The 22,942-nt window shown below is 65.8% G+C and carries 26 protein-coding genes; 13 read left to right on the top strand and 13 right to left on the bottom strand.

Annotated elements, in window-relative coordinates:
• Positions 1 to 74 precede the first annotated feature (74 nt).
• From FHW83_RS04000 to FHW83_RS03985, 4 genes are read left to right on the top strand one after another with little or no spacing between them, the layout of a single operon-like run.
• Positions 75 to 1,007 (top strand): 4-hydroxyproline epimerase, encoded by a 933-nt coding sequence (locus FHW83_RS04000; protein WP_218106087.1) that lies wholly within the window; start codon positions 75 to 77, stop codon positions 1,005 to 1,007.
• Positions 1,004 to 2,110: an FAD-binding oxidoreductase gene (locus tag FHW83_RS03995; RefSeq protein ID WP_176645080.1), complete on the top strand. Its 1,107-nt coding sequence runs from the start codon at positions 1,004 to 1,006 to the stop codon at positions 2,108 to 2,110. The genes FHW83_RS04000 and FHW83_RS03995 overlap by 4 nt, the downstream gene beginning before the upstream one ends.
• On the top strand, positions 2,103 to 2,366 hold the full coding sequence (locus tag FHW83_RS03990; protein ID WP_176645079.1) for a 2Fe-2S iron-sulfur cluster-binding protein: 264 nt from the start codon (positions 2,103 to 2,105) through the stop codon (positions 2,364 to 2,366). Before FHW83_RS03995 ends, FHW83_RS03990 begins: the two co-directional genes overlap by 8 nt.
• Positions 2,363 to 3,628: an FAD/NAD(P)-binding oxidoreductase gene (locus FHW83_RS03985; RefSeq protein ID WP_176645078.1), complete on the top strand. Its 1,266-nt coding sequence runs from the start codon at positions 2,363 to 2,365 to the stop codon at positions 3,626 to 3,628. The genes FHW83_RS03990 and FHW83_RS03985 overlap by 4 nt, the downstream gene beginning before the upstream one ends.
• Here FHW83_RS03985 and FHW83_RS03980 read toward each other — a convergent pair.
• The 6 genes from FHW83_RS03980 to FHW83_RS03955 form a co-directional block, all read right to left on the bottom strand.
• The gene (locus tag FHW83_RS03980) at positions 3,625 to 4,617 is read right to left on the bottom strand and encodes a LacI family DNA-binding transcriptional regulator (protein WP_176645077.1); all 993 of its coding nucleotides are present in this window, start codon (positions 4,615 to 4,617) and stop codon (positions 3,625 to 3,627) included. The two genes, FHW83_RS03985 and FHW83_RS03980, sit on opposite strands and share 4 nt — an antisense overlap.
• A gap of 69 nt (positions 4,618 to 4,686) precedes the next feature.
• On the bottom strand, positions 4,687 to 5,775 hold the full coding sequence (locus FHW83_RS03975; RefSeq protein ID WP_176645076.1) for an aldose epimerase family protein: 1,089 nt from the start codon (positions 5,773 to 5,775) through the stop codon (positions 4,687 to 4,689).
• The gene (locus FHW83_RS03970) at positions 5,775 to 7,160 is read right to left on the bottom strand and encodes an MFS transporter (protein ID WP_176645075.1); all 1,386 of its coding nucleotides are present in this window, start codon (positions 7,158 to 7,160) and stop codon (positions 5,775 to 5,777) included. Before FHW83_RS03970 ends, FHW83_RS03975 begins: the two co-directional genes overlap by 1 nt.
• A gap of 139 nt (positions 7,161 to 7,299) precedes the next feature.
• Positions 7,300 to 8,559 (bottom strand): MFS transporter, encoded by a 1,260-nt coding sequence (locus FHW83_RS03965; protein WP_176645074.1) that lies wholly within the window; start codon positions 8,557 to 8,559, stop codon positions 7,300 to 7,302.
• Between the two features lie 70 nt (positions 8,560 to 8,629).
• Positions 8,630 to 8,950 carry a thioredoxin family protein gene (locus FHW83_RS03960; RefSeq protein WP_176645073.1) on the bottom strand — a complete coding sequence of 107 codons (321 nt, stop codon included), beginning with the start codon at positions 8,948 to 8,950 and terminating at the stop codon, positions 8,630 to 8,632.
• Positions 8,947 to 9,765: a ChaN family lipoprotein gene (locus FHW83_RS03955; protein WP_229224010.1), complete on the bottom strand. Its 819-nt coding sequence runs from the start codon at positions 9,763 to 9,765 to the stop codon at positions 8,947 to 8,949. Before FHW83_RS03955 ends, FHW83_RS03960 begins: the two co-directional genes overlap by 4 nt.
• A gap of 283 nt (positions 9,766 to 10,048) precedes the next feature.
• Between FHW83_RS03955 and FHW83_RS03950 the strand changes: the two genes are divergently transcribed.
• Positions 10,049 to 10,399 (top strand): PEP-CTERM sorting domain-containing protein, encoded by a 351-nt coding sequence (locus FHW83_RS03950; RefSeq protein ID WP_176645071.1) that lies wholly within the window; start codon positions 10,049 to 10,051, stop codon positions 10,397 to 10,399.
• A 48-nt stretch (positions 10,400 to 10,447) separates the two neighbouring features.
• Here FHW83_RS03950 and FHW83_RS03945 read toward each other — a convergent pair whose 3' ends face one another.
• Genes FHW83_RS03945 through FHW83_RS03935 form a run of 3 tightly spaced genes read right to left on the bottom strand, consistent with a single transcriptional unit; the run spans position 10,448 to position 12,617 of the window.
• Entirely contained in the window at positions 10,448 to 10,615 is a 168-nt protein-coding gene (locus FHW83_RS03945; RefSeq protein ID WP_176645070.1) for a hypothetical protein, read from the bottom strand.
• Positions 10,608 to 11,012 carry a DUF3224 domain-containing protein gene (locus FHW83_RS03940; RefSeq protein WP_176645069.1) on the bottom strand — a complete coding sequence of 135 codons (405 nt, stop codon included), beginning with the start codon at positions 11,010 to 11,012 and terminating at the stop codon, positions 10,608 to 10,610. Before FHW83_RS03940 ends, FHW83_RS03945 begins: the two co-directional genes overlap by 8 nt.
• A 24-nt stretch (positions 11,013 to 11,036) precedes the next feature.
• Positions 11,037 to 12,617 carry a sensor histidine kinase gene (locus tag FHW83_RS03935; RefSeq protein WP_176645068.1) on the bottom strand — a complete coding sequence of 527 codons (1,581 nt, stop codon included), beginning with the start codon at positions 12,615 to 12,617 and terminating at the stop codon, positions 11,037 to 11,039.
• Between the two features lie 120 nt (positions 12,618 to 12,737).
• Between FHW83_RS03935 and FHW83_RS03930 the strand changes: the two genes are divergently transcribed.
• The gene (locus FHW83_RS03930) at positions 12,738 to 13,085 is read left to right on the top strand and encodes a hypothetical protein (protein WP_176645067.1); all 348 of its coding nucleotides are present in this window, start codon (positions 12,738 to 12,740) and stop codon (positions 13,083 to 13,085) included.
• Positions 13,078 to 13,923, top strand: coding sequence for an HDOD domain-containing protein (locus FHW83_RS03925; protein ID WP_176645066.1), 846 nt, complete (start codon positions 13,078 to 13,080; stop codon positions 13,921 to 13,923). Before FHW83_RS03930 ends, FHW83_RS03925 begins: the two co-directional genes overlap by 8 nt.
• A gap of 60 nt (positions 13,924 to 13,983) precedes the next feature.
• Here FHW83_RS03925 and FHW83_RS03920 read toward each other — a convergent pair whose 3' ends face one another.
• Both FHW83_RS03920 and FHW83_RS03915 read right to left on the bottom strand, forming a co-directional pair.
• Positions 13,984 to 14,322, bottom strand: coding sequence for a hypothetical protein (locus FHW83_RS03920; protein ID WP_176645065.1), 339 nt, complete (start codon positions 14,320 to 14,322; stop codon positions 13,984 to 13,986).
• A gap of 217 nt (positions 14,323 to 14,539) precedes the next feature.
• Positions 14,540 to 14,863 carry a hypothetical protein gene (locus FHW83_RS03915; RefSeq protein WP_176645064.1) on the bottom strand — a complete coding sequence of 108 codons (324 nt, stop codon included), beginning with the start codon at positions 14,861 to 14,863 and terminating at the stop codon, positions 14,540 to 14,542.
• 92 nt (positions 14,864 to 14,955) lie between these two features.
• Between FHW83_RS03915 and FHW83_RS03910 the strand changes: the two genes are divergently transcribed.
• A complete protein-coding gene (locus FHW83_RS03910; protein WP_176645063.1) occupies positions 14,956 to 16,062 on the top strand; it encodes a PhoH family protein in 1,107 nt (368 codons plus the stop codon).
• Positions 16,046 to 16,513, top strand: a complete 468-nt coding sequence (gene ybeY, locus FHW83_RS03905) for an rRNA maturation RNase YbeY (RefSeq protein ID WP_176645062.1) — start codon at positions 16,046 to 16,048, stop codon at positions 16,511 to 16,513. Before FHW83_RS03910 ends, ybeY begins: the two co-directional genes overlap by 17 nt.
• A 2-nt stretch (positions 16,514 to 16,515) precedes the next feature.
• On the opposite strand, the gene FHW83_RS03900 is transcribed toward ybeY, so the two are convergent.
• A complete protein-coding gene (locus FHW83_RS03900) occupies positions 16,516 to 16,818 on the bottom strand; it encodes a YrhB domain-containing protein (protein WP_176645061.1) in 303 nt (100 codons plus the stop codon).
• The gene (locus tag FHW83_RS03895) at positions 16,818 to 17,195 is read right to left on the bottom strand and encodes a toxin glutamine deamidase domain-containing protein (protein WP_176645060.1); all 378 of its coding nucleotides are present in this window, start codon (positions 17,193 to 17,195) and stop codon (positions 16,818 to 16,820) included. Before FHW83_RS03895 ends, FHW83_RS03900 begins: the two co-directional genes overlap by 1 nt.
• Before the next feature lie 170 nt (positions 17,196 to 17,365).
• Between FHW83_RS03895 and FHW83_RS03890 the strand changes: the two genes are divergently transcribed.
• The 4 genes from FHW83_RS03890 (at position 17,366) to glyS (ending at position 22,931) form a co-directional block, all read left to right on the top strand.
• Positions 17,366 to 18,250 (top strand): HlyC/CorC family transporter, encoded by an 885-nt coding sequence (locus tag FHW83_RS03890; RefSeq protein WP_176645059.1) that lies wholly within the window; start codon positions 17,366 to 17,368, stop codon positions 18,248 to 18,250.
• Positions 18,250 to 19,821: an apolipoprotein N-acyltransferase gene (gene lnt / locus FHW83_RS03885; protein ID WP_176645058.1), complete on the top strand. Its 1,572-nt coding sequence runs from the start codon at positions 18,250 to 18,252 to the stop codon at positions 19,819 to 19,821. Before FHW83_RS03890 ends, lnt begins: the two co-directional genes overlap by 1 nt.
• Before the next feature lie 81 nt (positions 19,822 to 19,902).
• The gene (gene glyQ / locus FHW83_RS03880; RefSeq protein ID WP_176645057.1) at positions 19,903 to 20,808 is read left to right on the top strand and encodes a glycine--tRNA ligase subunit alpha; all 906 of its coding nucleotides are present in this window, start codon (positions 19,903 to 19,905) and stop codon (positions 20,806 to 20,808) included.
• A 14-nt stretch (positions 20,809 to 20,822) separates the two neighbouring features.
• On the top strand, positions 20,823 to 22,931 hold the full coding sequence (glyS, locus tag FHW83_RS03875) for a glycine--tRNA ligase subunit beta (RefSeq protein WP_176645056.1): 2,109 nt from the start codon (positions 20,823 to 20,825) through the stop codon (positions 22,929 to 22,931).
• Positions 22,932 to 22,942: the final 11 nt, after the last annotated feature.

Below are 22,942 nucleotides of genomic sequence, written 5' to 3'. Positions count from 1 at the left end.
TTATGCAGATTTCGTCACCCATCGTGCGCAGCCGGTGCAAGACACGGCAGGCCGTCCGGCCTAAGATTCATGGCATGAAAACCATCTCCATCATCGACTCCCACACCGGCGGCGAACCTACCCGCCTGGTGATCGACGGCGGCCCGGAACTGGGCAACGGCCCGCTCAGCGAGCGCGTCGCCTTGCTGCGCGCCGCGCACGACAACTTCCGTTCCGCCGTGGTGTGCGAGCCGCGCGGCTCGGACGTGCTGGTGGGCGCGCTGCTGTGCGAACCGCACGCCGCCGATTGCGTGGCCGGGGTGATCTTCTTTAACAACGTCGGCTATCTGGGCATGTGCGGCCACGGTACCATCGGCCTGGTGGCTTCGCTGGCCTTCAAGGGCCGCATTTCGGCCGGGCGTCACCGCATCGACACCCCGGTCGGCGTGGTGGAGGCGGAACTGCACGCGGATGGCAGCGTCACCGTCGATAACGTGGCCTCCTACCGCAGCCGCGCCGCCGTCACCGTCGAGGTGCCGGGATACGGCCCGGTCACCGGCGACATCGCCTACGGCGGCAACTGGTTCTTCCTGGTGGCCGATCATGGGCTGGAGCTGGGCGTGCATAACATCGAGGCGCTGACCAGCTACACCGTGGCGGTGGCGCAGGCGCTGGCCGACAACGGCATCACCGGCGACCACGGCGCGGTCATCGACCACGTCGAGCTGTTTGCCGATTCCCGCACCGGCGCCGACAGCCAGAGTTTCGTGCTCTGTCCCGGCAAGGCCTACGACCGCTCGCCATGCGGCACCGGCACCAGCGCCAAGCTGGCCTGCCTGGCCGCCGACGGCAAGCTGGCCGAGGGCGAGCTGTGGAAGCAGGAAAGCGTGATCGGCAGCGTGTTCGAAGCCTCCTACCGCGTGCGCGACGGTCAGCTGCTGCCGAGCATACGCGGCAAGGCGTGGGTCAACGCGCAAGCGCAGCTGATCCTCGACCCGACCGACCCATTCGTCTGGGGCATACGTTGATCAATGCCGACGTGATCGTGATCGGCGCCGGCATCGTCGGCGCCGCATGTGCGGACGCGCTCAGTGAGCGCGGGCTGCGCGTGGCGGTCATCGAGCAGGACATCGCCGGCGGCGGCGCCACCGCGGCCGGCATGGGCCACCTGGTGGTCATGGACGACAACGCGGCCGAACTGGCGCTGTCGGCCTACTCGCTGTCGCTGTGGCGCGACCTGGTGGGCGACCGCCCGCAGCGCCACGAATACAGCGGCTGCGGCACCATCTGGGTGGCCGCCGACGAGGAAGAAATGCAGGCCGCGCTGGCCAAGGCGCAAACCCTGGCCGGCCATGGCCTGCTGTGCGAGGTGCTGACGCCCGCCGCGCTGTACGCGCGCGAGCCGCAGCTGCGCGCCGGCCTGGCGGGCGGCCTGCTGGTGCGCGGCGACGGGCTGGTGTATCCACCCAAGACCACCCGCATCCTGCTGGATCGCGCCATGCGGCGCGGCGCCCTCACCCAGCGCGCCACCGTCACGGCGATCGAGGATCACGCCGTGGTGCTGGCCGACGGCAGCCGCCACCAGGCGCAATACATCGTGCTGGCGGCCGGCGCGCGTTCCAGCGCGCTGCTGCCCGAACTACCGATACAACCGAAAAAAGGACACCTGGCCATCACCGACCGCTACCCCGGCTTCGTCAAGCACCAACTGGTGGAGCTGGGCTACATCAAGAGCGCGCACGCCGCCAGCGGCGACTCGGTGGCCTTCAATTTGCAGCCCCGCCCTACCGGGCAAATCTTGATCGGCTCCTCCCGCCAGTTCGACACAATCGATCCGGCGGTGGAGCCGGCCATGCTGCAGCGTATGCTGCGCCATGCCACCAGCTTTACTCCGCAATTGGCGGAGCTGAACATCATCCGCACCTGGACCGGCTTCCGCGCCGCCACGCCGGACGGCCTGCCGCTGATCGGCCCCACCGCCGCCCGGCGCGGCCTGTGGCTGGCCACCGGCCACGAGGGACTGGGCATCACCACCTCGCTGGCGACGGCGCAACTGCTGGCGGGCCAGATCCAGCAAGAAAACACGCGCATCCCGTTTGCGCCTTATCTGCCGGGACGCTTCCATGCCTGACACCCTGATCACCCTCAGCATCGACGCGCGCAGCGTCGCCGTCGAAGCCGGCCTCACCGTGGCCGCCGCGATCGCGCTGGCCGGGGGAGGCGTCACCCGCCGCTCGGTCGGCGGCGCCGCGCGCGCCCCCCTGTGCGGCATGGGCGTGTGCCAGGAATGCCGCGTCACCATCGACGGCCGCGCGCACCAGCTCTCGTGCCAGACCCTGTGCGCCGACGGCATGCACGTGGTCACCGCCAGCGAGGGCGCGCCATGAAACACTACGACGTATTGATCGTCGGCGCCGGCCCCGCCGGCCTGGCGGCGGCGCACGCGGCGGCCGCGCAAGGCGCGCAGGTCGGCATCATCGACGACAACCCGCTGGCCGGCGGCCAGATCTGGCGCGGCGGTCCGGACCTGCAGACCGACCCGCGCGCGCCGCGGCTGTGGAACGCCTTGCGCGCCGAGGACAACGTCGAATTCATGCCGCAAACGCGGGTGATGTACGCGCCGCAGCCCAACCATCTGCTGGTGCAGACGTCCGGCGCGGCGCTCACGCTCTACTACCGAAAACTGGTGCTGGCCACCGGGGCGCGCGAGCGCCTGCTGCCCTTCCCCGGCTGGACGCTGCCCGGCGTGACCGGCGCCGGCGGCCTGCAGGCGCTGTCCAAGGGCGGCTATCCGCTGCGCGACAAGCGCGTGGTGGTGGCGGGCACCGGCCCGCTGCTGCTGGCCGCCGCCGCCACGCTGAGGGCCAAAGGCGCGCACATCGTCGCCATCGTCGAACAAGCCGGCACGCCGGCGCTGCTGCGCTTCGGCCTCGGGCTGCTGGCGACGCCGTCCAAAATCACCCAAGCGCTGCAACTGGCGTCACAGCTGAGCGGCGTGCCCTATCTGCGCGACAGCTACGTGCATTCCGCGCACGGCGACGGCACGCTGCAGTCGGTGCAGATCCAGCGCGGCGGCGAGCGCGACCAGGAAACCCTGCAGTGCGACTTCCTGGCCTGCGGCTACGGCCTGCTGCCCAACGTGGAGCTGGCGCAGGCGCTGGGCTGCGCCACCCGCGCGGTCGACGGCCAGATCGCGGTGACGGTCGACCAGTGGCAGCAGACTTCGGTGGCTGACGTCTATTGCGCCGGCGAGGGCACCGGCGTGGGCGGCGTCGACCTGTCGCTGGCCGAGGGCCGCATCGCCGGGCTGGCCGCCAGCGGCTACCAGCAGCTGGCGCAGGAAGGCTTCGGCGCGCGCGCGCGCTGGCGCAAGTTTGCCGCGCGCCTGGCGCGCGCGTTCGCGCTGCGCGCGGAACTGCGCACACTGGCCGGCGACGACACCATCGTCTGCCGCTGCGAGGACGTCTGCCACGGCGACCTGCGCACGCACACCGGCTGGCGCAGCGCCAAGCTGCAAACGCGCTGCGGCATGGGGCCATGCCAGGGCCGCATCTGCGGCGGCGCCACCGAAATCCTTTACGGCTGGCGCCCGGACGCGGTGCGCCTGCCGATCTCGCCCACGCGCGTCTCCAGCCTTATCGAGTCTTAGTTGCGCTTGAGGGTAGAGCCGCGCAGGATCAGCTGCGGCTCGATCATGGTGGTGGTCGACGGCGCCTTGCCGTCGATGGTGGCGATCAGCTTTTCCATCGCCGCCGCGCCCATGCGCTCGCTCTGCAGGTCGACCGTGGTCAGCGGCGGCGACGTGTACAAGCCGTATTGGATATTGTCGAAGCCGGCCACCGAGATATCCTCCGGCAGCTTGAAGCCCAGCGTCTGCGCCGCCTTCATGAAGCCGAGCGCCATCAGGTCGTTGTAGCAGATCAGCGCGTCCGGGTGCTCGGCGCCCAGCATGATCGCCGAGCACACCCGCTCGCCCTCGGCCGAGGTCGGCGCCTCGCCCTCGTGGATGGCCAGTTCCAGCCCGTGCGCCGCCAGGCATTCGCGGATCCCGCCCAGCCGCTCCTCGTCGCGCCGCGAGCGCGGGAAGCTCAGGTAGGCGATGCGCTTGTGGCCCAGCGACACCAGGTGGCGCGTCAGCATGTAGGCGCCGCGATGGTCGTCGCTGATCACCCACGGGATCTCCAGCCGGTTCAGGCGGCCGAAGAACACCAGCGGCTTGCCCAGTTCCGTCATCCAGTCCATTTCCGCTTCCAGCATGCGCGAGAACACGATCATGCCGTCCACCCTGCGGCTCAGAGCCTCCAGCAGCGGGCGCTCGCGCCCCGGGTTCTCCTCCGTGTCGACCAGCAGCAGCGTGTAGCCGTGCGCCAGCGCCACCCGGTTGGCGCCCTTGACGATGCTGGTGAAGTGCGGGTTGCTGACGTCCAGCACCGACAGGCCGATGCTCTTGGTGCGGCCGGTGATCATCGACGCGGCCAGCGGATTGGAACGGTAGCCCAGCCTGGCAATCACTTCCGTGATGGTCGCCTCGACGGCCGGCGAGAACCGCTGCGCGCCGTTGACGAACTTGGACACGGTGGCAGTCGAGACCCCGGCGGCGGCGGCCACGTCACGGATGGTTGCTACGTTTTTTTTCATGTTGAGACGGTCGGAATGCGTGGCGGCTGCTGCGCCAAAGCGACAATCTTATCATGACGGCATGACTGACTAGTCAGCCGCAAACCGGAAGCTGGTGCGGGAATGGAACACCTGGCCCGGGTACAGGGCGGTGCTGGGGAAGTTGGCGTGGTTGGGACTGTCCGGCAAATGCTGGGTTTCAAAGGCAAACGCGCCGTGGCGCTGGTAACCCACGCCCTCGCCGCCGATCTCCTTGCCGTCAAAGCCGTTGACGGTGTACAGCTGCACCGACGGCTCGCTGGTGCTGACCTCCATGCGGATGCCGCCGCCCCACACCGTCGCCACCGGCGCATACGCGCCCACGGGCTTGGAGAACAGCAGGCTGTGGTCATAGCCGCCGGGAACGGCCGGCAGGCGCTCATGCACGCTGGCCGCCGCGCGGAAGTCGAACGGCGTGCCCTCGACCGGCAACACCGTGCCGGTCGGCACGCGCAGCGCGTCGGTCTCCAGATAGCGGTCGGCCGCGATCTGGAAGCGGTGCTCTTGCAGCGTGTTGGCGGCGGCGCCCGCCAGGTTAAAGTAGACGTGATTGGTCAGGTTATGCACCGTGGGCGCGCTGGTGCGCGCCTCGTACTCGATGCGGAATTCGTCGCTGTCGCGCAGCAGCCGGTAGGTGACGCTGATGTCCATCGCGCCGGGGAAGTTCTGGTCGCCGTCGGGGCTGTGCAGGCGGTAGATGGAGCCGAGCGACTCGGCGTCGCTGAAATCCTCGCGCCGCCATACGCGCTTGTCGTAAGGATCGGGGTCGCCGTGCAGGAACACGCCGCGGTAGTTGGCGGTCAGCCGCACGGTCTTGCCATCCAGCGTGTAGCTGGCGCCGCCGATGCGGCCCGCATAGCGGCCGAGGATGGCGCCATAACGGCCGCGCGTTTTCTCGAACGCGGCCAGGTCCGGCAGGCTGAGGATGACGTTACGGCGCCGGCCCTTGCTGTCGGCCACCTCGGCCCGCACCAGCGTGGCGCCGTAGTCGATGTAAGCCAGCCGCATGCCGCGCGCGTTCTCCAGCGTCACCTTTTGCACCGGCTGGCCGGCCTGCGTGACGCCATAGGCCTCCACCTGAATGCCGGCGCAGGCGGGGGCGCAGGCCGCGAGCAGCGCGGCCAGGAGTGTCGGGCGCATCACAGGTCGGTGATTTCCTTGTGGCGCGGCACCAGCGCCTTCATCACCAGCCAGGCGGCCAGGTAGGCCAGCGCGCAGATGCCGAACATGATCATGTAGCCGGTGCCGATATCGTTGAGCTTTTTGTAGTAGTCGAACACCCAGCCACCGAGCTTGGTCAGCGCCACGCCGCCGATGCCGCCGGCCATGCCGCCGATGCCGATCACCGACGCCACCGACTTTTGCGGGAACATGTCGGACACGGTGGTGAAGATGTTGGCCGACCAGGCCTGGTGCGCCGACGCGCCCACGCCGATCAGCAGCACCGGCACCCAGTAGCTGATCGCGCCCAGCGGCTGCGCCAGCAGCACCACCAGCGGGAAGAAGGCGATCATCAGCATGGCTTTCATGCGGCCGTCATACGGCGCGTAGCCGCGCGACATGAAGTAGCTGGGGAACCAGCCGCCGCCGATGGAGCCGATCATGGTCATGCTGTACAGCACGGCCAGCGGGATCACGATGGCCTCGCCCTTCATGCCGTACTGCGCCGACAGATAGGTCGGCAGCCAGAACAGGAAGAACCACCACACGCCGTCGGTCATGAATTTGCCGAAGGCGAAGGCCCAGGTCTGGCGATACTTCAACAGCTGGAACCACGACACCTTGTTCTCCGGCGCGCCCGCGCTGGCCGGCGCCGGGGCCGGGGCGTCGCTGCGGATGTAGGCCAGCTCGGCGGCCGACAGGCGGGTTTGCTGTTCCGGCTTGTCGTACAGCCACAGCCACACGGCCATCCAGATGAAGCCCAGCATGCCGATCATGATGAAGGCCGCCTGCCAGCCCCAGATCGCGGCCAGCACCGGCACCGTGATCGGCGCCAGGATGGCGCCGACGTTGGCGCCGGAGTTGAAGATGCCGGTGGCGAAGGAGCGCTCCTTCTTCGGGAAGTATTCGGCGGTGGCCTTGATGGCGGCCGGGAAGTTGCCGGCCTCGCCCACCGCCAGCACCGCGCGCGAAATCATGAAGCCGACGATGGATGGCGCCACCGCCAGCCCGAACAGGGCCACCGTCATCTCGCCCACCGGCACCGAGGCCGCGTGCAGCAGCGCGCCCAGCGACCAGACGGTGATCGCCACCACGTAGGCGGCCTTGGTGCCGATCTTGTCGACCACGCGGCCGGCGAACAGCATCGAGATGGCGTAGACGAACTGGAAGGCGGCGGCGATGTTGGCGTAGTCGGTGTTACTCCAGCCGAATTCGGTCGACAGCGCCGGCGCCAGCAGGCTCAGGACCTGGCGGTCCAGGTAGTTGACGGTGGTGGCAAAAAACAACAGGGCGCAGATGGTCCAGCGGTATTTACCGACGGATTGGGCCACCGCTTGCGCATTGACGGGCTCGCTCAGGTTCATGGCATCACTTATTGTGTGGTTATGGTGATGATCTCTCGGTCTCCACGAGATCATGCTTTAGTCGTATGTCATCGTACAACCATAAAACGGCGGAGGCAAGCAGAATCAACCGCTTGCCCCGCCATTGTTGTACGATGACTTATTTGGTTTTCACCAAAAGCAGGGCCACCAGGCTGATCAGCGCGGCGCCCGACAGATAATAGCCCACGTACTGCAAACCGAGGTTGGTCGCCAGCCAGGTGGCGGCGTACGGCGCCAGCGAGGCGCCCAGGATGCCGGCCAGGTTGAAGGTCAGCGAGGCGCCGGTGTAGCGCACCTCGGCCGGGAACAGCTCGGACAGGATGGTGCCCAGCGGGCCGTAGGTCAGGCCCATCAGGCCCAGGCCCACCGACAGGAAGATGGTCACCTGGGTGGCGTCGCCCGAGCCGAACATCGGCGCCATCGCCAGGCCGAACACGGCGATCGCGGCCGAGACCCAGATCAGGGTGGTGCGGCGGCCCTTGCGGTCGGCCCAGATGGCCGAGAACGGAATCGTCAGCGCGAAGAACAGCACCGCGAACAGCTGCAGGATCAGGAAGTCCTTGCGCGAGAATTTCAGCGCGCTGGTGCCCCAGCTCAGCGCGAACACCGTCATCAGGTAGAACAGCACGAAGGTGGCCAGCGCGATCAGCGTGCCCAGCACCAGCGCGCGGCCGTGCTGGTTCCACACGGTGAGCACCGGCACCTTGACGCGCTCGTTCTTGTCCAGCACCTTCTGGAAGTCCGGCGTCTCATGGATTTTCAGACGGATGTACAGGCCGACGATCACCAGCAGCGAGCTGGCCAGGAACGGGATGCGCCAGCCGTAGCTGAAGAACTCGGCGTCGCTCAGCACCTGGCTCAGCAGCAGGAAGATGCCGCCCGACAGGAAGAAGCCGATCGGCGCGCCCAGCTGCGGGAACATGCCGTACCAGGCGCGCTTGCCCGGCGGCGCGTTCTCGGTGGCCAGCAGCACCGCCCCGCCCCACTCGCCGCCCAGGCCCAGGCCCTGGCCGAAGCGGCACAGCGCCAGCAGCGCCGGCGCCAGCGTGCCGATCGCGGCGTAGGTCGGCAGCAGGCCGATCACCACGGTGGAAATCCCCATGGTCAGCAGCGCCGCCACCAGCGTGGCCTTGCGGCCGATGCGGTCGCCGAAGTGGCCGAACACGGCCGAGCCGACCGGGCGCGCGAAGAAGGCGATGGCGAACGTGGCCAGCGACTGCAGGGTGGCGGCGGCGGGATCGCTGGCGGGGAAGAACAGCTTGGGGAACACCAGCACGGCGGCGGTGGCGTAGATGTAGAAGTCGAAGAACTCGATGGTGGTGCCGATCAGGCTGGCAAACAATACCGTGGCCGCCGAATTGGTCTTGGGCTGACTCATGCTGGACGCTCCTGCTGATTGTGGTGTGCGGGCCATCATACACACCACCTTGCAGGATTGCCAAGCTTGTCTAGGCGTCGATTTGCGCAAACGCCGCGGAGATGTCGTCCGCTTTCAACGGCCGCACCAGGCGCGCCACCTCCTGGCCGTCGCGCAGGAAGATCAGCGTCGGCCACAGCTTGACGCGGAACGAGCGCCCCAGCGGCCGGCCGGGGCCGTCCTCCACCTTGTAGTGGACGACGCCGTCGTGGCCCTGGAAAGCCTGCTCCAGCGGCGCCTGCGCCGCCATGCAGTGGCCGCACCAGTTGGCGCCAAACTCCAGCAACACCGCGCCCGGCAGGGCGTCGATCTCGGCGCGCCGCGGCGCCTCGGGGATGTAGCGTGTCTTCATTTCTTAACCTGTTTGCAGGGATCGTCGCGCGTTTGCGGCGCCACGGTCTGGATGCTGTCATAGCGGCCGCCGTTGCCGCCGCCCTCGATAAAGCCGACGCTGCGCACCTTGAGCGCGGGCGCCACCTGGCGCAGCCAGTAGCCCACGCCGATGTCCTTGCGCACGTGGCCGTTGCCGGCGATGAGCACCACGTCCCTGGGCAACTGGTCGCGGATGATCCTGGCCATCCAGACGTCGCGCGCCACCTGGGCGTTGACCATGCCGCCCGCCATCATCTCCGGCAGCATATTGCAATGCCCGGCCATGATTTCCTGTTGCTGCGCGCCGACCACCGCCGCCGGCAATGGCTGGTCCAGCTTGTACTCCTTGACGCTTTGCGGGTCGAAACTCGAGGCCACGCCGTCGCGCACCACGCGCGAGGCATCGGCGCGCGACAGGTTGCCGGCCACCAGCGCCAACTGGTGGTCCAGCGCCAGCTGGATCACAGGATAATACAGTTGCCAATCCCAGCGCGCACCGCCGGCCACGCGGATCACGCACTGGGCGTCCAGGCAGCCTTTTTGCGCCTTGGTGAGCAGGTCCTGGTTCTCGCGGTCGAATTGCTCCATGACCAGGACCGGCCGCCAGCCGGCCTCCACACGCTGGCGCAGCAATTCGTAGCGCAGCTTGTGGCCTTCGGCGTTATCATGCACCTCGCCCAGCAGCAGGACTTGCGGGTTGTCCGCCTCCAGCAGGCCCGTGGAAAGCGTGCCGGCGGGTTTGCCGCCACTGGCGCAGCCGGCCAGCAGCACGGCGGCGGCCAAGCCGGAAGTCAATCGAATTTTCGCTGTATATGTGCAAATCATCTGATAAGCGCGCGTGTGCATAGAATTTAATTGTTGAAAAGTTGTAAATCATCTGCGCCACTGGCTATCGGCCGGCGGGTGTTGTTGCGGCGCAAAAAATCGTTGTTCCGGGAGAAAAAGAGATGGCAATATGTTACGGGATATGATTTAATATCAGAACGGTAGCAAGTGTTAGACGCCTGCGCCGGGATTTTACAGTTACCGCATTAAACCGACCTTAACTTCTGTTCAAAACAACGCCAGGAGTGTAATCGTGAAAGTTTTCTCTTTGATCTCGACCGCATTACTTGCCATTAGCCTTGCCGGCGCCGTGCAGGCCAAGCCTGCTGCACCGGTGGCGCAGGACAATGTTGCGCCTGCAACAATTGTACTCGCGCATTGCGAAGCCAACGACCCTACGCCGTGTGGCATCTCCGCGCCTGCCGCCAAGCCTAACGAAGCCGAACAAAACGGCTTGCCGCCGGCCGATCCGAAACAGCAGCCTCAAACCGAACCGGCCACGCCGGTGCCGGAACCACAAACCTTCGTCATGCTGATGCTCGGTTTGGTCGTACTCGGCTTTGCCTCGCGCCGCCGCCAGGGCTCAGAAAAATTCTCGGACTGAGCAGCAAGCCCAGCCCATCAAAAATCCAGCCGCGCGCTGGATTTTTTTTTACAGGCACACGGCGCGGATATTGCTGAGCGATACCCCATGCGCCAGCGCGCGCAGCACGCACCACAGCTTTTGCCAGCCGTTGTCGGTGGCCACCACGCAAAACAAGGCCACCGCCAGCGCCACGCCCAGCAGGATCAGCACCCCCTTGAGCGTGTCCTTATTCATGCCCTGCAGGCAGCGTGTAGTCGAAGTCGTAGTAATGCTTGCCGCCCTCGATGCGGATGTTCAGCCTGCCGCTGATGCCGGCCAGCTGGCCGGTGCCGGAGTCCGGCACCACCGCCACGTCCAGGCCGGGCGCGCCGCGCGTCATGACGCCGGTGTGGTGGAACAGGAAGCTGCCGTCACGGCCCTCCACCTGCCCAGTCACGCGTTCGACCGCCACGTACACGCCGGAACCGAGCGCGCGGTCCATGTACGCCAGCATCTCGCCCTTGCCATGGGCCTGCAGCGCGCCCTGGTAGTGTTTGTCCAGTGACATGCGGCCGATGCCGCTGTCGGCCGCCACCGCCGACATGGCCTCCGGCTGCATGGTCACGGTGAATTCGCCGGTGATGGTGGGCATGATTCCCCTCCTCTGGTGTCTGGTTCAGGCGTGCAGCCGGGTGTCGGCGTGCAGGCCGTTGTCGTCGGTCGGCGTCACGCACGGCATGCGCAGCACGAAACTGGCGCCCTGCCCCAGCACGCTGGAGACGGTGATGCTGCCGCCGAACTGCTTGGCGATCAGGTTGAACACGATGTTCAGCCCGAGGCCGGTGCCGCCCTGGCCGCGCCGCGTGGTGACGAACGGGTCGAACACCTTGTCCAGCATGTCGGGCGGGATGCCCTTGCCGTTGTCGGTCACCTGCATTTCGATCCAGTCGCCCTGCTGGGCCACGCCGATGACGATGCGGCCCTCGTCGTCCGGCTCGAACGCGTGCTCGACGCAGTTCAGGGTCAGGTTGGTGATCACCTGCGCCAGCGCGCCCGGATAGCTGTCGAGCATGATGTCCGGCGGGCAGGCGATGCTGACCGTGATGCGGGTCTTCTTCAGCTTGGGCTGCAGGCTGGACACCACCTCGTTAATATAATCGCGCAATTCGAAGCGGCGGCGCGCCTCGCTGACCTGGTCGACCGCGATCTGCTTGAAGCTGTGGATCAGGTGCGCCGCGCGGTAGGCGTTGTTCATGATCAGGCGCGTGCTTTCGGAGGCCGTCTCCAGGTAGCGCGTGATGTCGGATTTCTTGATGTTGCCGCCCTCGACCGAGGCCTGCACCTTCTCGGTGGCCTCCATCAGCACCGAGGCGCTGGTCAGGGCGATGCCGACCGGGGTGTTGATCTCGTGCGCGACGCCGGCCACCAGCCCGCCCAGCGAGGCCAGGCGCTCGGCCTGCAGCAACGATTCCTGGGTGCGGCGCAGATCGTCCATGGCCTTGGCGGTGGCCTGGGCCGACTTGCGCGCCTCGTCCTCGGCCTCGCGGATGCGCTGGATGTTGGACTTGATCTTGCGCTGGATGGCGTTGAAGCCGCGGATCACCTCGCCCAGCTCGTCGTGACGGTTGTCCGGCAATTCCTCCACCTCGTCGCTGCCGCGCGTGGCCAGGTCGAACAGGCCGTCGCGCAGGCGCTTGAGCGGATCGAACACGATGCGCAGCGACAGCGCCAGCGCCGCCACCAGGATCAGGTCCAGCAGCAGCACCTCGGTCACCTTGCGGCGCACCTCGGCGGCCAGGGTGGCGTCGATCTGCGCGCGGCTGAAGTTGACCACCACGCGGCCCACGATCACCGGCTTGAGCGAGGCGCCGGCCGCGCCGGAATCGCGGTAGGCCAGGTCGGCCACCACCGGCGTGCCGCCGACGGCGGCGTCGTTCTCGATCGAGGTGATGGTGCCGTTCTCGTTGCGCAGCTTGCCCGAGAACAGGCCGACCGAGGTGTCGTAGACGCGGATCGAGACCAGCTCGGGCGGCATCATCTCGGCCGCCACGATGTTGTCGACCTTGGCCTTGTCGAGGTCCCACAGCGCCGACGGCAGGCTGGTTTGCAGGCGCGTCAGCACGCCCTGGCGCAGGCGCTGGCTGCTGACCTCGAGTTCATGGCCGAGGCTGTACTGCGCGTAGGTGCCGGAAATCCCCAGCACCAGCGTCACGATGACCACGAACAGCAGCGTCAAGCGGCCTTGAATACCAAACATTCAGCAATCTCCCGACAACATGGATTTGACGGCAACGCCCCAATGTACGGTATGGGCTGCGTCTTGGCAAGACAATGGTAATATCAGGAAATATAGATCAGGAAGCAAGCAGGAGGCGGTATGACAGGCAATTATCATCATCTGGCGCTGGCGGAGGTGCGGCCGGGCATGGTCCTGTCCGACGTGCTGCTCGATGTGCAGGGCAATGTGCTGCTGCCGCAAGGCACGGTGCTGACCGAGGCCATGCTGGCGCTGATGCCGCGCCACGGCATCGCCGTGCTGCCCATCGTGAAGGAGGAGGTGACGCCGGAGGCGGTGGCGGCCACGCTGCACCACCACGAGGCGCGCCTGGCCCAGCTGTTCCGCAAGAACGATCCCGACAGCGGCAGCGACTGGGCCACCGCCACGCTGCGCCGCTTCGTCACCGACTTCCGCCTGGGCGTAGAGGAGACGCCGGAACATGAGTAATACCCTTAGCTACGACGACGTGGTGCGCACGCTGGACGATTTGCCCTCGCTGCCGGCGGTGGTGATGGAGCTGCTCAACAGCATAGACCAGGACGACGTCGATATCTCGGTGCTGGCCAAAAAGGTCTCGCACGACCAGGCGCTGACCGCCAAGACCCTGCGCCTGGCCAATTCCTCGCTGTACGGCCTGCAGGTCAAGGTCACCACCATCCAGCAGGCGATCACCTATCTGGGCTTCCAGACCACGCGCAACCTGATCACGGCGGCGGCCGTGACCGGCTGCTTCACGGAGGGCCACTGCCCCGGCTTCGACCACAAGGCGTTCTGGCGCCATTCGATCGCCACCGCGGCCTGCGCCAAGGTGCTGGCGCGCCAGATGCGCTTCAACCAGGACTACGCCTTCACGGCCGGGCTGCTGCACGACATCGGCCGGCTGGTGCTGGTGTCCTGCTTCCCGGAGCAGTACGCGCAGACCATCGCCTGGCGCGCGCGACAGGACTGCTACCTGCTGGAGGCGGAACGGGCGGTGCTGGGCGTCGATCACGTCGAGGCCGGCCTGGCGCTGGCGGAACACTGGAATTTTTCGGACACCATGCGGCTGGCCATCGGCGGCCACCACGACCCGGAGGCGCCGGGCGCGGGCTTTTTGGCGGCCATCATCCACGTGGCCGACGCCATCGTGCACGCGCTCGATCTGGCGCAGGTGAAGGACGATCTGGTTCCGCCGGTCTCGACCGTGGCCTGGACGGCGCTCGGCCTCGATGAGGAAATTTATCTGCAACTGTTCCGCGAGACGGAACTGCAATACGAAGAAATCTCGATGGTGCTGCTGACCTGAAGTGGCGGCCTGCCGTCCGGGGTCATGCCCGGCACGGCAGGCGCTCGCGCGGCGCGCGCATCAATGATGTGCCGCGCTTCCGGCCTGGGCCTTGTCGGTGGCTGGACGGTCTTCCGGCTTTGGGCGGCCCTGGGCGTCGGACAGGCGATACTTGGTGCGGCGGTCGCCCATCAGGTCGCGCAGGTCGCGGATGCTCATGCCGGTCACTTCGTGCATGCGGATCAGCAGCGAGGCGCCGACCGGCAGGCGGTGGTGGCGGATCTTGCTGATGACCGGCGGCGCGACTTCCAGCAGGCGCGACAGCGCGGCATCGTTTTTCAGCTGCATCTTGCCCAGCAAGATATCCAGCAGATGGTTGGGGTTGTAGCTTTCCTGTGATGCGAGAGCATGATGTGCCATGATTTTCCTCATTGGTTGGGGTGAACAGATAGTGCTGGTCTGAACTTAAGCAAAACTTAGACTTGCGCCTTGCTGTTTGTGCAAGATACCAGCGCGCACCGCGCTAAGATTGTTCGGCATCAATCAGAAGCTAGAAACCTTAGCAACAATGCTATTTCATCACATGGGACCGGAGAGTGTCGCACGCAAGAAATTTCCGCAAACAAAACCGGGGAAGTCAGGCGGTGGTGTCGATGTTGCGGCCCAGCGTTTTTTCGCTGTCGCGGCGCTGGCTGTCGGCTTTTTTGTCGGCCTGCTGGGCGGCGCGGCGCTCGGCGGCGGCGGCCTCGTCGTTGGCGCGCGCCTGGCTGCGCGTGGCCTCATTGTTTTGCTCGACGCGCCGCCGGGTGGCGGCCTCGTCCTTGCCGGCGCGGTTGTCCTGCTGGGCGCGCCGGGTCTCCGTGGCCTGCTCGCTGCGCTGCTCGGCACGGTTGGCGCGGGTTTCGCGCAGATTGGTTTGCACCGGGTCGGGCCGCGGCGCGTTGGTGACGTTGATAGCCATACCTCTACTGTAGTGCAAAGGCGCCGGCGCTGGCAAATTACGATAAACTATCGCCTGTGCCGTTGCCGCGGCCTTCTCCTAAAAGCATGCCATTGAAAACCAAAACCCCCGTCCAGCCGCACTATTTCATCCCCGAGCCGCTCGATAACGCGCGCCTGGCCCATTTGTGCGGCCCGCTCGACGAAAACCTGCGCCAGATTTCCGCCGCGCTGGACGTCACCATCTTCCGCCGCGGCGAGAAATTCATCGTCAGCGGCCACAACGCCGAACGCGCGGTCGAGATCCTCGACCACTTCTACGCCATCGCCAACAAGATCGTGCCGATCGAGGAGGTGCAGCTGGCGCTGGTCGAGCAGCGCGCCAGCATGCACGCCGGCAATATCGCCGCGCTGGCGCCGGACGCCGAGGACGAGGCGCCGGCCGGCCGCCCGGCCAAGCCGCGCAAGGTGGAGACCGTGCCGGCGGTCGAGATCGACATCAACAGCCCGGTGCTGAAAACCCGCCGCGCCGACCTGCGCGGCCGCACGCCGCACCAGATCCGCTACCTGCGCAACATCCTCGAACACGACATCAGCTTCGGCGTCGGCCCGGCCGGCACCGGCAAGACCTACCTGGCGGTGGCCTGCGCGGTCGACGCGCTGGAGCGCGACGCCGTCAAGCGCATCATCCTGACCCGTCCGGCGGTGGAGGCCGGCGAGCGCCTGGGCTTCCTGCCGGGCGATCTGTCGCAAAAGGTCGATCCCTACCTGCGCCCGCTGTACGACGCCCTGTACGACCTGCTGGGCTTCGACCGCACCCAGAAGATGTTCGAGAAGCAGGTGATCGAGATCGCCCCGCTGGCCTATATGCGCGGGCGCACCCTGAACCACGCCTTCGTCATCCTCGACGAGGCGCAAAACACCACGGTCGAGCAGATGAAGATGTTCCTGACCCGCATCGGCTTCGGCAGCAAGGCCGTGGTGACGGGCGACGTCACCCAGGTCGACCTGCACAAGAGCCAGAAAAGCGGCCTGGTGGACGCCATCCAGGTGCTGAAGGAGGTGCGCGGCATGGCCTTCAGCCACTTCACCAGCGAGGACGTGGTGCGCCATCCGCTGGTGGCGCGCATCGTCGACGCCTACGAAACCGCCCACAACCACGAGGCGGAAATCGCCCCCCTCCTCAAAGCCACGGCTCTCAAAAATGTCCGCAAAAAATAAATTGACGCTGTCGGTGCAATACGCCGATCCCCGCCTGCAAGAAACGATTACCCGTCCGAAAATCCGCAAATGGGTGCAAGCCGCCCTGTTCGCGCCGGCCGAGCTGACCATCCGCTTCGTCGACGCCGAGGAAGGCCAGACCCTGAACCGCGAATACCGCGGCAAGGACTACGCCACCAACGTGCTGACCTTCGCCTACAACGAAGGCGAGGAAGAACTGCCGGAAGACGCGCCGACCCAGGCCGACATCATCCTGTGCACCGACGTGCTGGAGAAGGAGGCGGCCGAGCAAAAGAAAACGGTGGAAGAGCACACCGCCCACCTGATCGTCCACGGCGTGCTGCACGCCCAGGGCTACGACCACGAGGACGACGAGGAAGCGGCCGAGATGGAAGGCATCGAAACCGAGATCCTGGCCGAACTCGGCTACGCCGATCCCTACGCCGAATAACTTCAGGCCGCCCGCCCCCCGGCCGGGCGAGCCATTTCACTGACAACGCCCTCCCACGGCACCGCGCTCGGCAGCATAACGACATTGCCATTTCGCAGCACGAGCAACGGACCATTTCCCGCTAATGCATGGATATAATTTCCAGTTCGGACATATTCCGCAGAATTAAAGAAAAACACCCATCCCTGTTCAATTTCCCGCGTGTGATTCGGCTGGAGCGCAAAATCATCACCGGCAGCGGAGGCAAGTTCATGCACTTTCGCTTGTGCAATCTGCAGCGCAGCACTACGGCTAATCGTGTCCATTACCCTGTCCTCAAAAAACGAAAATCGACAAAGTCATCCAATACTGCGGCGGCACCTGTTTGTCCATCCAAGAAGCGAATGACGCCGGCCTGATTCATCGCGTTAAAAACGTGACCGATATCTCCGCTTCTCGCACCAAATACGATCGCACGACTACCGGTGCCTGCCGCTAACAAAGCCTGCGACACGCTGAGAATATCGCAAGGTTGACTGAATTTTGCGCCAAAAATCTGTTCAAGGATAGAGATCCGCGCATAGTCTCCGAGCAACGCACTTGCCGGCCTGCCTGCCAACATGGCGTCAGTTGCCACAGCGCAGTTGACGCAGTTCATGGTGCCACGACGGCGATTGATGCTTCGAATAGATCCCGCGAACATAGGCAATCCGCCATGCAAAAGGAATCTCCCTACTATCCACCGCGAGCGAACTACGGGCTCTGAGCTGCCGCAAACCGCGCCACCTTGAAGCTGTCTTTTTGACAAAAACGGCCCCGCCCTGCCATTTGGTGTATGCTATACCCCTTCGAAACAACGGCTTTACGCCTGCCATGCAAGAGCACTCTAGTAGCGTCAAGACTGACGCTAAACCCCACAGGTCATTGTTTGAACGACTGACCGCCCTGATTTCCCCTGAGCCCGAGAACCGCTCGGAGCTGCTCGAAGTTCTGCACGACGCCCACGAACGCAATCTGATCGATGCCGACGCCCTGTCGATGATCGAGGGCGTGTTCCAGGTCTCCGACCTGTCCGCCCGCGACATCATGATCCCGCGCTCGCAGATGGACGTGATCGACATTTCCAAGCCGATCGAGGACTGGCTGCCGCTGGTGCTGGCCACCGCCCACTCGCGCTTCCCCGCCATCGAGGGCGAGCGCGACAAGGTGATCGGCATCCTGCTGGCCAAGGACCTGCTGCGCTACTACGCCGAGGAATCGTTCGACGTGCGCGACATGCTGCGCCCGGCCATCTTCATCCCGGAATCGAAACGCCTGAACGTGCTGCTGCGCGATTTCCGCGCCAACCACAACCACATGGCCATCGTGGTCGATGAATACAGCGGCGTGGCCGGCCTGATCACCATCGAGGACGTGCTGGAACAAATCGTCGGCGACATCGAGGACGAGTACGATTTCGACGAGGAAGAAGACAACATCCTGTCCATCCGCGAAGGTCAGCACGGCCCGCGCTGGCGCATCAAGGCGCTGACCGAGATCGAGCAATTCAACGAGGAACTGGACACCGCGCTGCCCGAGGACGACGCCGACACCATCGGCGGCCTGGTCGCCAAGCACCTGGGCCGCATGGCCCACAAGGGCGACGTGTTCGACTACGAAGGCCTGCGCTTCGAAGTGCTGCGCGCCGACGCCCGCCAGATCCATGTGCTGACGGTGGAAAAACTGCCGCCCGCCCCCGACCACGGCGACGACGCATAATGCGTTTTCGCCGCACCAACCCCAACGATCCACCCAAGCCGCAACGCTCGACCCGAGGACGCATGCTCATCACCGGCCTGGCCGGCGCGCTGTGCGTGTTCGCGTTCGCGCCGTTCGGCTGGTGGCCGCTGGAGATCCTCGGCCTCGCCACGCTGTTCTATCAGGTGCTGCGCAGCACCAGCGTCAAGTCCGCCGCGCTGATCGGCTGGGCCTTCGTGGCCGGCTGGACCGCCGCCGGCGTGCATTGGCTGTACGTTTCCATGCATACCTATGGCGGCATGCCGGCGCCGCTGGCCGCGCTGGCCGTGCTGCTGCTGGGCGCCGCCATGGGCGTGTACGGCGCGCTGGCCATGGGCACCGCATGGTGGCTGCGCCAGCGCTGGACGCTGCCGCTGCCGGCCGCCAACCTGCTGGTGTTCCCGGCCGTGTGGGCGCTGTTCGAATGGGTGCGCGGCTGGCTGTTTACCGGCTTCCCGTGGCTGTCGTCGGGCTACGCCCACAATCACAGCCCGCTGGCCGGGTTCGCGCCCGTCATCGGGGTGTACGGCCTCGGCTGGTTGGCCGCCGTGATCGCAGGCGCCCTGCTGTTGCTGCTGCACCGCTCGCGCCTGCGCGCGGCCGCCCTGGCGGTGACCATCTGCGTGGCCGGTGCGGGCCTGGGCTTCCTGCAATGGACCTACCCGGAAGGCAAGCCGATCTCGGTGCGCCTGCTGCAAGGGAATATCCCGCAGGACGAGAAGTTCAACGGCGCCAAGATCGTCACCACCATGAAGCTGTACCAGGACGCCATCACCGCCGCCCCCGCCGACCTGATCGCCACCCCGGAAACCGCCATCATCACCTTGCCGCAGCAACTGCCGCCGGACTACCTGCCCGGCATCGCGCAGTTCTTAAATAAAACGAACAGCAACCTGATCCTCGGCATCTTCACCGCCGACAGCCAGACCGCCTATTTCAACAGCGTGATCGGCATCCCGGCCAAGCTGGGCTCGGGCTACTACCGCTACGACAAGCACCACCTGGTGCCGTATGGCGAATTCATCCCCTACGGCTTCCGCTGGTTCGTCAACCTGATGTCGATCCCGCTGGGCGACATGACCAGCGGCCGCGAGATCCAGCCGGCGTTCCCCATCAAGGACCAGCGCGTGCTGCCGAATATCTGCTACGAAGACTTGTTTGGTGAGGAAATCGCCGCCCAGCTGAACCGCCCGGCGCTGGACCAGAAGCCGGCCACCATGCTGCTGAATACCTCCAACCTGGCCTGGTTTGGCGACACCATCGCCATTCCGCAGCATCTGCAGATCTCGCAGATGCGCAGCCTGGAAACCGGCCGCCCCATGCTGCGGGCGACCAATACCGGGGCCACCGCCATCATCAATGGCGAGGGCAAGGTGGTGCAACAGCTGCCGGTAAACACCTTCGGCACGCTGGCCGCCACCGTGCAGGGCATGGCCGGCAGCACGCCCTACATCATCTGGGGCAACAAGCTGTTCCTGGCCCTGACCGCCCTATCCCTGGCGGGCGCGTGGTTTTGGGCAAAGCGCTCAAAAAACCAGCCAAAAGCCGCTTAACCCGCTAAAATCATCGCTTTAGCGAAACTGCAACCGCGCGCCCGCCGGCCCTTGCCCGGGCGCGCCACCGACTGACAAAAGATGCTGACATTTCAACAAATTATCCTGACCTTGCAAACCTACTGGGACAAGCAAGGCTGCGCCCTGCTCCAGCCATACGACATGGAAGTGGGCGCCGGCACCTTCCACACCGGCACATTCCTGCGCGCGATCGGCCCTGAGCCTTGGCGCGCCGCCTACGTCCAGCCGTCGCGCCGCCCGAAAGACGGCCGTTACGGCGAGAACCCGAACCGCGGCCAGCACTACTACCAGTACCAGGTGGTGATGAAGCCGGCGCCGGAAAACATCCTCGACCTGTATCTGGGTTCGCTGGAGGCGCTGGGCCTGGACCTGAAGCAAAACGACGTCCGCTTCGTGGAAGACGACTGGGAATCGCCGACGCTGGGCGCCTGGGGCCTCGGTTGGGAAGTCTGGCTGAACGGCATGGAAGTGACGCAGTTCACCTACTTCCAGCAAGTCGGCGGCCTCGATTGCAAGCCGGTGCTGGGCGAGATCACCTACGGCGTCGAGCGTCTGGCCATGTACCTGCAGGGTGTGGAAAACATGTACGACCTGGTGTGGACCACCTGGGAAGAAAACGGAGAGACTAAAGTCCTGAAATACGGCGACGTATTCCACCAGAACGAAGTCGAGCAATCGGCCTACAACTTCGAGCATTCGAACACCGAGCTGCTGTTCTCGCAGTTTAACAACCACGAATCGGAAGCCAAGCGCCTGATCGAAGCGCAGCTGACGCTGCCGGCCTATGAGCAGATCATGAAGGCCTCGCACAGCTTCAACCTGCTGGACGCGCGCGGCGCCATCTCCGTGACCGAGCGCGCCGCCTACATCGGCCGTGTGCGCGCGCTGTCGCGCCTTGTCGCCCAAGCCTACTACGACTCGCGTGAGCGCCTCGGTTTCCCGATGGCCCCCGCCGCAGCTGAATAAACGATATAAACGATATGACTCAAACTCTGCTCATCGAACTGCTGACCGAAGAACTGCCGCCGAAGGCGCTCGCCAAACTGGGCAAGGCTTTCGCGGACGGCATCGTCAACGGCCTGAAATCGCGCGACTTCCTGGAAGCCGACAGCGTCGCCACCGCCTACGCCACGCCGCGCCGCCTGGCCGTGTCCATCACCAAGGTGCGCGCCACCTCGCCGGACAAATCGATCCGCGAAAAAGTGCTGCCGGTTTCCGTGGCGCTGGACGCCAACGGCAACGGCACGCCGCCGCTGGCTAAAAAGCTGGCCGCACTGGGCTTCCCCAACCTGACCGTGGCCGATCTGGAACGCGCGCAGGACGGCAAGGCCGAAAGCTTCTTCTACACCTACACGGCAGCCGGCAGCGCGCTGCAAGCCGGCCTGCAAGCCGCGCTGGAAGACTCGGTCGCCAAGCTGCCGATTCCTAAAGTGATGAGCTACCAGCGTCCGGATGGCGCCACCGTGCAATTCGTGCGCCCGGCCCACGCGCTAGTCGCCCTGCATGGCGACGCCGTGCTGCCGCTGACCCTGCTCGGCCTGACCGGCACCAACGTCACCGAGGGCCACCGCTTCCTGACCGCGCCGGGCAAGCGCGCCGTCACCATCGCCGACGCCGACGCCTACGCCGCCACGCTGAAAGAGCAAGGCAAGGTGCTGGCCTCGGTGGAAGAGCGCAAGGAACAGATCCGCGCCGAGCTGCTGGCCAAGGCCGGCGCCGACAAGGTGCTGATGCCGGAAGCCCTGCTGGACGAAGTGGCCGCGCTGGTCGAATGGCCGGTGGTCTACGAATGCAAGTTCGAGGAGGAATTCCTGGCCGTGCCGCAGGAATGCCTGATCCTCACCATGCAGACCAACCAGAAATACTTCGCGCTGACCGACACCAACGGCAAGCTGCGCTCGCGCTTCCTGATCGTCTCCAACATCGCCACCGACACGCCGGCCGCCATCATCGACGGCAACGAGCGCGTGGTGCGTCCGCGCCTGTCCGACGCCAAGTTCTTCTTCGAGCAAGACAAGAAGAAAACCCTGGAATCGCGTCTGCCGCTGTTGAAGAACGTCGTGTACCACAACAAGCTGGGCACCCAGGCCGAACGCAGCGAGCGTGTGACCGCGCTGGCCGGCGCCATCGCCGCCAAGCTGGGCGCCGACGTTGCGCTGACCGAGCGCGCCGCGCGCCTGTCGAAGGCCGACCTGCTGACCGACATGGTGGGCGAGTTCCCTGAGCTGCAAGGCATCATGGGCACCTATTACGCCCGCAACGACGGCGAGAAGGAAGACGTCGCGCTGGCGGCCTCGGAGCACTACCAGCCGCGTTTCGCCGGCGACGCCCTGCCATCGACCGTCACCGGCACCGCCGTGGCGCTGGCCGACAAGCTGGAAACGCTGGTCGGCATCTGGGCCATCGGCCTGCAGCCGACCGGCGACAAAGACCCGTTCGCGCTGCGCCGCCACGCGCTGGGCGTGCTGCGCATGCTGATCGAGAAGCGCCTGTCGCTGTCGATCTCCGGCCTGCTGGCCGATGCGGCCAAACAGTTCACCAACGTCGCCGGCTTCAAGGACCCGAGCGCCGACGTCGCCGCCTTCATGTTCGACCGCCTGCGCGGCATCCTGCGCGAGCGCGGCTTCTCGGTCAACGAGATCGAAGCCGTGGTGGCGCAGAACCCGGACCGCCTGGACGACATCGTGCAGCGCCTGGAAGCCGTGCAAGCCTTCGCCGCGCTGCCGGAATCGGCCTCGCTGGCCGCCGCCAACAAGCGCATCACCAACATCCTGAAGAAGAACGAGGAAGCCCTGGCCGCCGTTGGCGAACATGGCGTCAACGTGGCGCTGCTGAAGGACGCGGCGGAGGTGAACCTGAACGCCGCCGTGGTGCGCGTGCTGCCGGAAATCGACGCCGCCTTCAACCAGGGCGACTTCGCCGGCACGCTAAAAACGCTGGCCCAGCTGAAGAACGAGGTCGACGCCTTCTTCAACGACGTCATGGTCATGGCCGAAGATGTCGCCCTGCGCAACAACCGTCTGGCGCTGCTGTCGTCCCTGCACGGGATGATGAACCGCGTGGCCGACATCTCCAAGCTGGCGGTATAAATGGGCGCGCC

Origin of the sequence: Duganella sp. SG902, from assembly GCF_013376005.1 — a bacterium.
In the GTDB taxonomy this organism is placed as follows: Bacteria; Pseudomonadota; Gammaproteobacteria; order Burkholderiales; family Burkholderiaceae_D; genus Rugamonas.
Note: the sequence above shows the minus strand (reverse complement) of the source record. Positions and strands in the feature narration are given on the sequence as shown.